Annotated in this window: 5 protein-coding genes; 3 read left to right on the top strand and 2 right to left on the bottom strand. The window is 71.4% G+C overall.

Annotation, left to right across the window (positions count from 1 at the left end):
* Nucleotides 1-113: 113 nt before the first annotated feature.
* Nucleotides 114-716: a hypothetical protein gene (locus tag GTW40_RS04345; RefSeq protein ID WP_161178811.1), complete on the bottom strand. Its 603-nt coding sequence runs from the start codon at nucleotides 714-716 to the stop codon at nucleotides 114-116.
* A gap of 296 nt (nucleotides 717-1,012) precedes the next feature.
* Between GTW40_RS04345 and GTW40_RS04340 the strand changes: the two genes are divergently transcribed.
* Nucleotides 1,013-3,805 (top strand): penicillin acylase family protein, encoded by a 2,793-nt coding sequence (locus tag GTW40_RS04340; protein ID WP_161178810.1) that lies wholly within the window; start codon nucleotides 1,013-1,015, stop codon nucleotides 3,803-3,805.
* Nucleotides 3,806-3,856: 51 nt separating this feature from the next.
* Here the strand turns inward: GTW40_RS04340 and GTW40_RS04335 are convergent, their stop codons facing one another.
* Nucleotides 3,857-5,122, bottom strand: coding sequence for a DUF1343 domain-containing protein (locus GTW40_RS04335; protein WP_161178809.1), 1,266 nt, complete (start codon nucleotides 5,120-5,122; stop codon nucleotides 3,857-3,859).
* A gap of 227 nt (nucleotides 5,123-5,349) precedes the next feature.
* Between GTW40_RS04335 and GTW40_RS04330 the strand changes: the two genes are divergently transcribed.
* Nucleotides 5,350-6,120, top strand: coding sequence for an SDR family oxidoreductase (locus GTW40_RS04330; protein WP_161178808.1), 771 nt, complete (start codon nucleotides 5,350-5,352; stop codon nucleotides 6,118-6,120).
* Between the two features lie 142 nt (nucleotides 6,121-6,262).
* Complete coding sequence (locus tag GTW40_RS04325) at nucleotides 6,263-6,856, top strand: TetR/AcrR family transcriptional regulator (RefSeq protein WP_161178807.1); 594 nt, start codon at nucleotides 6,263-6,265, stop codon at nucleotides 6,854-6,856.
* The last annotated feature ends 80 nt before the right edge of the window (nucleotides 6,857-6,936 follow it).

Here is a 6,936-nt window from a genome sequence, read left to right as displayed (position 1 = left end):
GGCCCGCGCCCCCGGTCGTACGGCGTACGCGGGGGCGCGCCACGATCTCCGCGCCCCAGCGCATCGGCATCCCCGGCCCGGGCAAGTCACCCCCCGCCGAACCGGCGGAGCCATCACGCCGACATCAGGAGCCGCTCGCGTCGTGCCGCCGCCAGTGCCCTCGGCGTGAGGACCGGGCGCGGGACCAGGATGCCGCAGTCCGTGCAGACCGGGCCGGAGGACGGCGCGTGGGCGAGGCCGTAGCGCCACAGGAGGCGGTCGCCCGCGCAGGCCGGGCAGACCGATCCCGGCTCCCGTTCGAGCGCGGTGATCAGACGGCGCAGTACCTCGGCCAGCGGCTCACGGGGGTGCAGCCGCGGGTCGTCGCACCAGGCGACACCGAAGCCGCCCCAGGTCATCCGATGCCAGTCGTCCACGCTGCCCGGCCTGCGCAGCCCGTCGTGCTTCTCCTTCCTGCGCCGCTCGGCGAACTCGGCCTCGTAGGCCAGCCACACCGCACGCGCCTCCTCCAGTTCCTCCAGTGCGGCCACGAGCCGCGCTGGGTCCGGGGAGCGGTCCTCCGGGCCGAAACCGGCCCGGGAGCACAGATGGTCCCAGGTCGCCCGGTGCCCGTAAGGAGCGAACCGCTCCAGGCACTTGCGCAGCGAATAGCGCCTCAGCGCCAGATCGCATCGCGGATCGCGCACCTGTCTCGCCAGACTTCGGAATCCGGCCATCGCCCTGCACCTCCGTCACCTCTGTGTCGCACGTCGGTCACCTCGGCGTCGCCGTACGGCGTTCGCGTGCGACGTTGCCGAATAGACGTGCCGCCGGCCCATCCGGCTCCATCCGATTTCCGATGCCCTCCCATAAGGCGCCCCGGGTTGACCGTCCCGGTCCCTGTCCGGGCCGCCGTCCGGGCCGCCGGTCGAGTCATCGGCCAGGCAGAGCACGGAAGTTGACGCATGTTCACCTTCCATCGCGGGGATACCGCCGGTAACGTCCGGCCCACCCCCAGTCGGTAGGAGCTGCCATGGCCCGGCGCACCCCACGTAACGCGTTGTCCGACAGAGCGAGAACTCCCCGCACTCTTTCCGGGTTCCTGAAGACGGCGTCCATATGCGTCCTGATCGCCGGTCTTCTCTCCCCGCTCACCCGGGCGGCGGCAGCCGGAACCCCTGCCGCGGCCCCCAACGACTACTGCGGCGGCCAGTGTTCCGACATCCTGCCGCCCGGCGAGAACGGCAACGCCACCCTCGCCCAGATCCTGCTCAACCAGATCTTCGGCACCCAGCCCGACCACGCCGAGGACCAGCTCGGCCCCTACGCCAACCTGGCCACCGGCTACCAGGGCCTGACCGACGCGAAGATCAACACCTTCTTCAACGACTCCTCGTTCGGCGTCCCCGCCGACCAGGTCGCCTCCACCGAGAAGCCCGCCGGACGGGCCGACGTGACGATCGTGCGCGACAAGAAGACCGGTGTGCCCCACATCACCGGCACCACCCGCTACGGCACCGAGTTCGGCGCCGGGTACGCGGCCGCCGAGGACCGGCTGTGGCTCATGGACCTGTTCCGGCACGTGGGACGCGGCCAGTTGACCACCTTCGCGGGCGGCGCGCTGGCCAACCAGGGCCTTGAGCAGCAGTTCTACCGCAGCGCCCCCTACACCGAGGCCGACCTCCAGGCCCAGATCGACAGCGCCGTGGCCCGCGGCGGCGACCGCGGCCGCGTGGCCCTCACTGACGCGGGCGCCTACCTCGACGGCATCAACTCCTACATCGACGCCTCCGACAGCGGCCGTTACTTCCCCGGCGAGTACGTCCTCACCGGCCACAAGGACTCCATCACCAACGCGGGCACCATCGACCACTTCAAGATCACCGACCTGGTCGCGCTGGCCTCGGTCGTCGGCGCCCTGTTCGGCTCCGGCGGGGGCGGCGAGGTCGACAACGCCGTCTCGCTGCTCGCCGCCCAGTCCAAGTACGGCGTCACGGAGGGCACCAAGGTCTGGGAGTCCTTCCGCGAGCGCAACGACCCCGAGGCCGTCCTCACCGTCCACGACGGCCAGAGCTTCCCCTACGGCACCCGGCCCGCCGACGCCAGGGGCGAGGCCCTGCCCGACCCCGGCTCGGTCACCCAGGAACCCCTGGTCTACGACCGCACCGGCAGCGCGGGCGCGGCGAGCGCCAAGTCCGCCTCCACCATGGCCGCGAAGACCACCCTCGGCTCGGCGAAACGCGGCATGTCCAACGCCCTCGTCGTCAGCGGCGCCCACACCGCGAGCGGCCACCCCGTCGCCGTCTTCGGACCGCAGACCGGCTACTTCGCCCCGCAGCTGCTGATGCTCCAGGAGATCCAGGGCCCCGGCATCAGCGCACGCGGCGCCTCCTTCGCGGGCCTGAGCATGTACGTCGAACTCGGCCGGGGCCAGGACTACTCCTGGAGCGCGACCACCTCCGGCCAGGACATCATCGACAGCTACGCGGTCGAGCTCTGCCAGGACGACTACCACTACCTGTACCACGGCACCTGTACCGCCATGGAGCAGCTCGAACAGAAGAACGCCTGGAAGCCGACCGTGGCCGACGGCACCGCCGCAGGGTCGTACACCCTGCGCGTCTGGCGCACCAAGTACGGCCCCGTGCAGTACCGCGCGACCGTCGGCGGCAAGAAGGTCGCCTACACCACCCTGCGCTCCTCCTACCTCCACGAGGCCGACTCGATCATCGGCTTCCAGATGCTGAACGACCCCGACTACGTCAAGGGCCCGGAGGACTTCCAGAAGGCGGCCCAGCACATCAACTACACGTTCAACTGGTTCTACGCCGACTCCCGGCACACCGCGTACTACAACAGCGGCGACAACCCGGTCCGCGCCGACGGCGTCGACAGCGAGTTCCCGGCCTGGGGCCGCCCCGACTACGAGTGGCGCGGCTGGAACCCGGCCGGCAACACCGCCGACTACACCCCCGCCTCCGCCCACCCGCAGTCCATCGACCAGGACTACTACATCTCCTGGAACAACAAGCAGGCCAAGGACTACGCCGCCGCCCCCTGGGGCGAGGGCTCGGTGCACCGGGGCGACCTGCTGGAGGACCGCGTGCGCAAGCTCGCCGCCGCCGGTGGGGTGACCCGGACGAAGCTGATCCAGGCGATGTCGGATGCCGCCCTCGCCGACCTGCGCGCCGAGGACGTGCTGCCCAAGCTCCTGAAGGTGGTCAACTCCTCCCCGGTGACGGACAGTACGGCCGCCTCGGCGGTGAGCAAGCTCCAGGCGTGGGTGAGCGCGGGCGCCAAGCGCACGGAGACCTCGGCCGGTTCGAAGAAGTACGCCGACGCCGACGCGATCCGCATCCTGGACGCCTGGTGGCCGCTCCTGGTGAAGGCCGAGTTCGAACCCGGCCTCGGTACCGACCTGTTCACCGCGTTCACGGCCAACCTGCCCGTGGACGAGGCACCTTCGGCCGGGCACGGCCCGACCGGCTCGCACGCCGGAAGCTCCTTCCAGTACGGCTGGTGGAGCTACGTCGACAAGGACATCAGGGCCGTCCTCGGTGAGTCCGTACAGGGCCCGCTGGCCCGGACGTACTGCGGCGACGGCAGCCTCACCGCCTGCCGCGACGCTCTGATCAGCACCCTCAAGCAGGCGGCCGGGCGCACCGCGGCCCAGGTCTACCCGGGCGACGACCAGTGCTCGGCCGGGGACCAGTGGTGCGCCGACTCGATCGCACAGCGCACCCTGGGCGGCATCAAGCACGGCAGGATCAGCTGGCAGAACCGGCCGACCTTCCAGCAGGTCGTGGAGTACACCTCGCACCGGTGACGCCGGTGGCCTCCAAGTCGCCTCTTTTGCAGGTGGCTTGGAGGCCGCTGCTCAGCGGTAGAGCAGATACTTCCCGCGCGTCTTCCGGAACGCGGCCAGCTCCGGCTGCCAGGCGGCGGTCACCTCGTCCGTGCCCGCGCCTGCGTCGATCATCGTGCGCACCCGGTCCGAGCCGGTGAGCTTGTCGATCCAGTTGTCCGGGCGCCAGGCGAAGTCCGTCCACACCCGCCGCGCCGTCACCAGCAGTCCGATCCCGGTGCGCACCGGGTCGTAGGCCGACCGGTCGTGCACATGGAGCTGCACCCCGCCCACCGTCTTGCCCTGGAACTTGGAGAAGGTGGGCGCGAAGTACGCCTCCCTGAACCGCACGCCCGGCAGCCGGAGTTCGTTCGCCGCCTCGGCCCAGCGGCCGTCGATCCCCTCGGCGCCGAGGAGTTCGAAGGGGCGGGTGGTGCCGCGCCCCTCGGACAGGTTCGTGCCCTCGAACAGACAGGTCCCGGAGTACACCAACGCGGTATCCGGAGTAGGCATGTTGGGGCTCGGCGGCACCCAGGGCAGCCCGCACGCGTCGTACCACATCGAGCGCCGCCACCCCGTCATCCGCACCGTCTCCAGCGGTACGGGCTTCTCCAGGAACTCCCCGTTGAACAGCAGGGCCAGCTCGGCCGCCGTCATCCCGTGCGCCTGCGCGATCGGGCGCCGACCGACGAAACTCGCGAACTCCTGGTGCAGCACCGGGCCTTGGGCGGATCTGCCGCTCACCGGGTTGGGGCGGTCCAACACCATGAACCGCTTGCCCGCGAGCGCGGCCGCCTCCATGCAGTCGTACAGCGTCCAGATGTAGGTGTAGAAGCGGGCGCCCACGTCCTGGATGTCGAAGACCACCGTGTCCACCCCGGACGCGGTGAACACCTCGGCCAGAGCGGCGCCGCTCTTCAAGTAGGTGTCGTAGACCGGCAGTCCGGTCGCCGGGTCGTCGTAGCGGCCCTCGGAGCCGCCCGCCTGCGCGGTGCCCCGGAACCCGTGCTCGGGCCCGAAGACGGCGGTGAGGCGTACGCGCGGGTCGGCGTGCATCACGTCCACGATGTGCTGGACGTCGCGGGTGATCCCGGTCGGATTGGTGACGATCCCGACCTTGCGGCCCGCCAGCGGCGCGTACCCCTCGGCGATGAGCCGCTCGAACCCCGTGCGCAGCCCGCCCGCGCCTCCGCCCGCACCTCCTCCCGCGTCCCCGGCCGTCGACGCCGGGACGGGGACCACCCCGGCGACCGTGGCCGTGGCGGTGGTGGTGAGCAGGCTCCGTCTGGACAGTGTCATGCGGTGACCTCCGAGGTCGCGGCGGACAAGCGGACGAGCGGACGTACAGGTGCCGTGGCCCCGGGGACGCTAGCGCGGGTCGGCGCCGCAGGGAACGAGCCGGACCGCGGCCGTCCGTGTTTTCCCTTCCACCGGGCATACCGACTGGTTAGTCTGGCGCGAGTGGCGCCGGAAACGGGGCCGCACCGAGCCGTGTCGAGCCGTGTCGAGGTCGAGGGAGACCGAGGGTGGAAGCTGTGCGGGATGCCGCAGTCGTCGTCACCGGGGCGGGCGGAGGGATCGGGGCCGCGCTGGCCCGCAGGTTCGCCGCCGAGGGCGCCCGGGTGGCCGTCAACGACCTGGACGCCGGGAAGGCCAAGGCGGTGGCCGAGGAGATCGGCGCGATCGCCGTACCCGGGGACGCCTCCGCCATCGTCGAGGAGGCACGCGAGGCACTCGGCGGCACCATCGACGTCTACTGCGCCAACGCGGGCGTCGCCTTCGAGGACTCCCTGCCCGAGGGCCCGCTGGACGAGCGCTCCTGGCAGACCTCCTGGGACGTCAACGTGATGGCCCACGTCCGCGCCGCCCACGCGCTGCTGCCCGAGTGGCTGGAGCGCGGCACCGGCCGGTTCGTCTCCACCGTCTCCGCCGCCGGACTGCTCACCATGATCGGCGCCCCCTCCTACAGCGTCACCAAGCACGGCGCGCTTGCCTTCGCCGAGTGGCTGTCGCTCACCTACCGCCACCGGGGCGTCAAGGTCCACGCCATCTGCCCGCAGGGCGTGCGCACCGACATGCTCGCCGCCACCGGCAGCGCGGGCGACCTCGTGCTCCAGCCGACCGCCATCGAGCCGGAGGGCGTCGCGGACGCGCTGCTCAAGGGCATCGCCGAGGACCGCTTCCTGATCCTCCCGCACCCCGAGGTCGCCGACTACTACCAGGCCCGCGCCGCCGCCCCCGACCGCTGGCTGGCCGGCATGAACCGGGTCCAGCGGACCTGGGAGAAGGGCCGCTGACGGCCCGTCCCGGCCCGGAGGGAGAACCGGGGGCATCCGTCCGGGGCCGGTAATGGGAAGATCCTCCGGCGGGACACGCGTCCCACGCGTGCGACCAGGACGACGACAGTCGGCGACGACGACGGAAAGGCAGGTGGCGGCAGTGCCCAGGACCACGGACGGGGACGGGACGCCCGTACCCCGGCGGCTGCTGGACGCCGCCACCCGCCTCTTCGCCGAACAGGGCTACGACCGCACCTCGGTCCAGGAGATCGTGGAGGCGGCCGGCGTCACCAAGGGCGCGCTCTACCACTACTTCGGCTCCAAGGACGACCTCCTGCACGAGGTGTACGCGCGCGTGCTGCGCCTCCAGCAGGAGCGCCTCGACACCTTCGCGGACGCGGACGAGCCGGTCGAGAAGCGGCTGCGCGCCGCCGCCGCCGACGTCGTGGTCACCACCATCGACAACCTGGACGACGCGGCGATCTTCTTCCGCTCCATGCACCATCTGAGCCCCGAGAAGAACAAGCAGGTCCGCGCCGAGCGCCGCCGCTACCACGAACGCTTCCGCGCGCTCATCGAAGAGGGCCAGCGCGAGGGCGTCTTCTCCACGGCCACCCCGGCCGACCTGGTCGTGGACTACCACTTCGGCTCGGTCCACCACCTGTCGACCTGGTACCGCCCCAAGGGCCCGCTGACCCCGCAGCAGGTCGCCGACCACCTGGCGGACCTGTTGCTGCGCGCGCTGCGCCCGTAGAAGCACGAGTCCTGTAGAGGCACGAGGCACGAGGCACGAGGCACGAGTAAGGGGCGCCCGCCATGGCGGACGCCCCTTAC

The organism is Streptomyces sp. SID4985 (assembly GCF_009863025.1).
Taxonomy (GTDB): Bacteria; Actinomycetota; Actinomycetes; order Streptomycetales; family Streptomycetaceae; genus Streptomyces.
The sequence above is the reverse complement of the archived record's forward strand: the minus strand, read 5'-3'. Positions and strand labels throughout refer to the sequence as shown.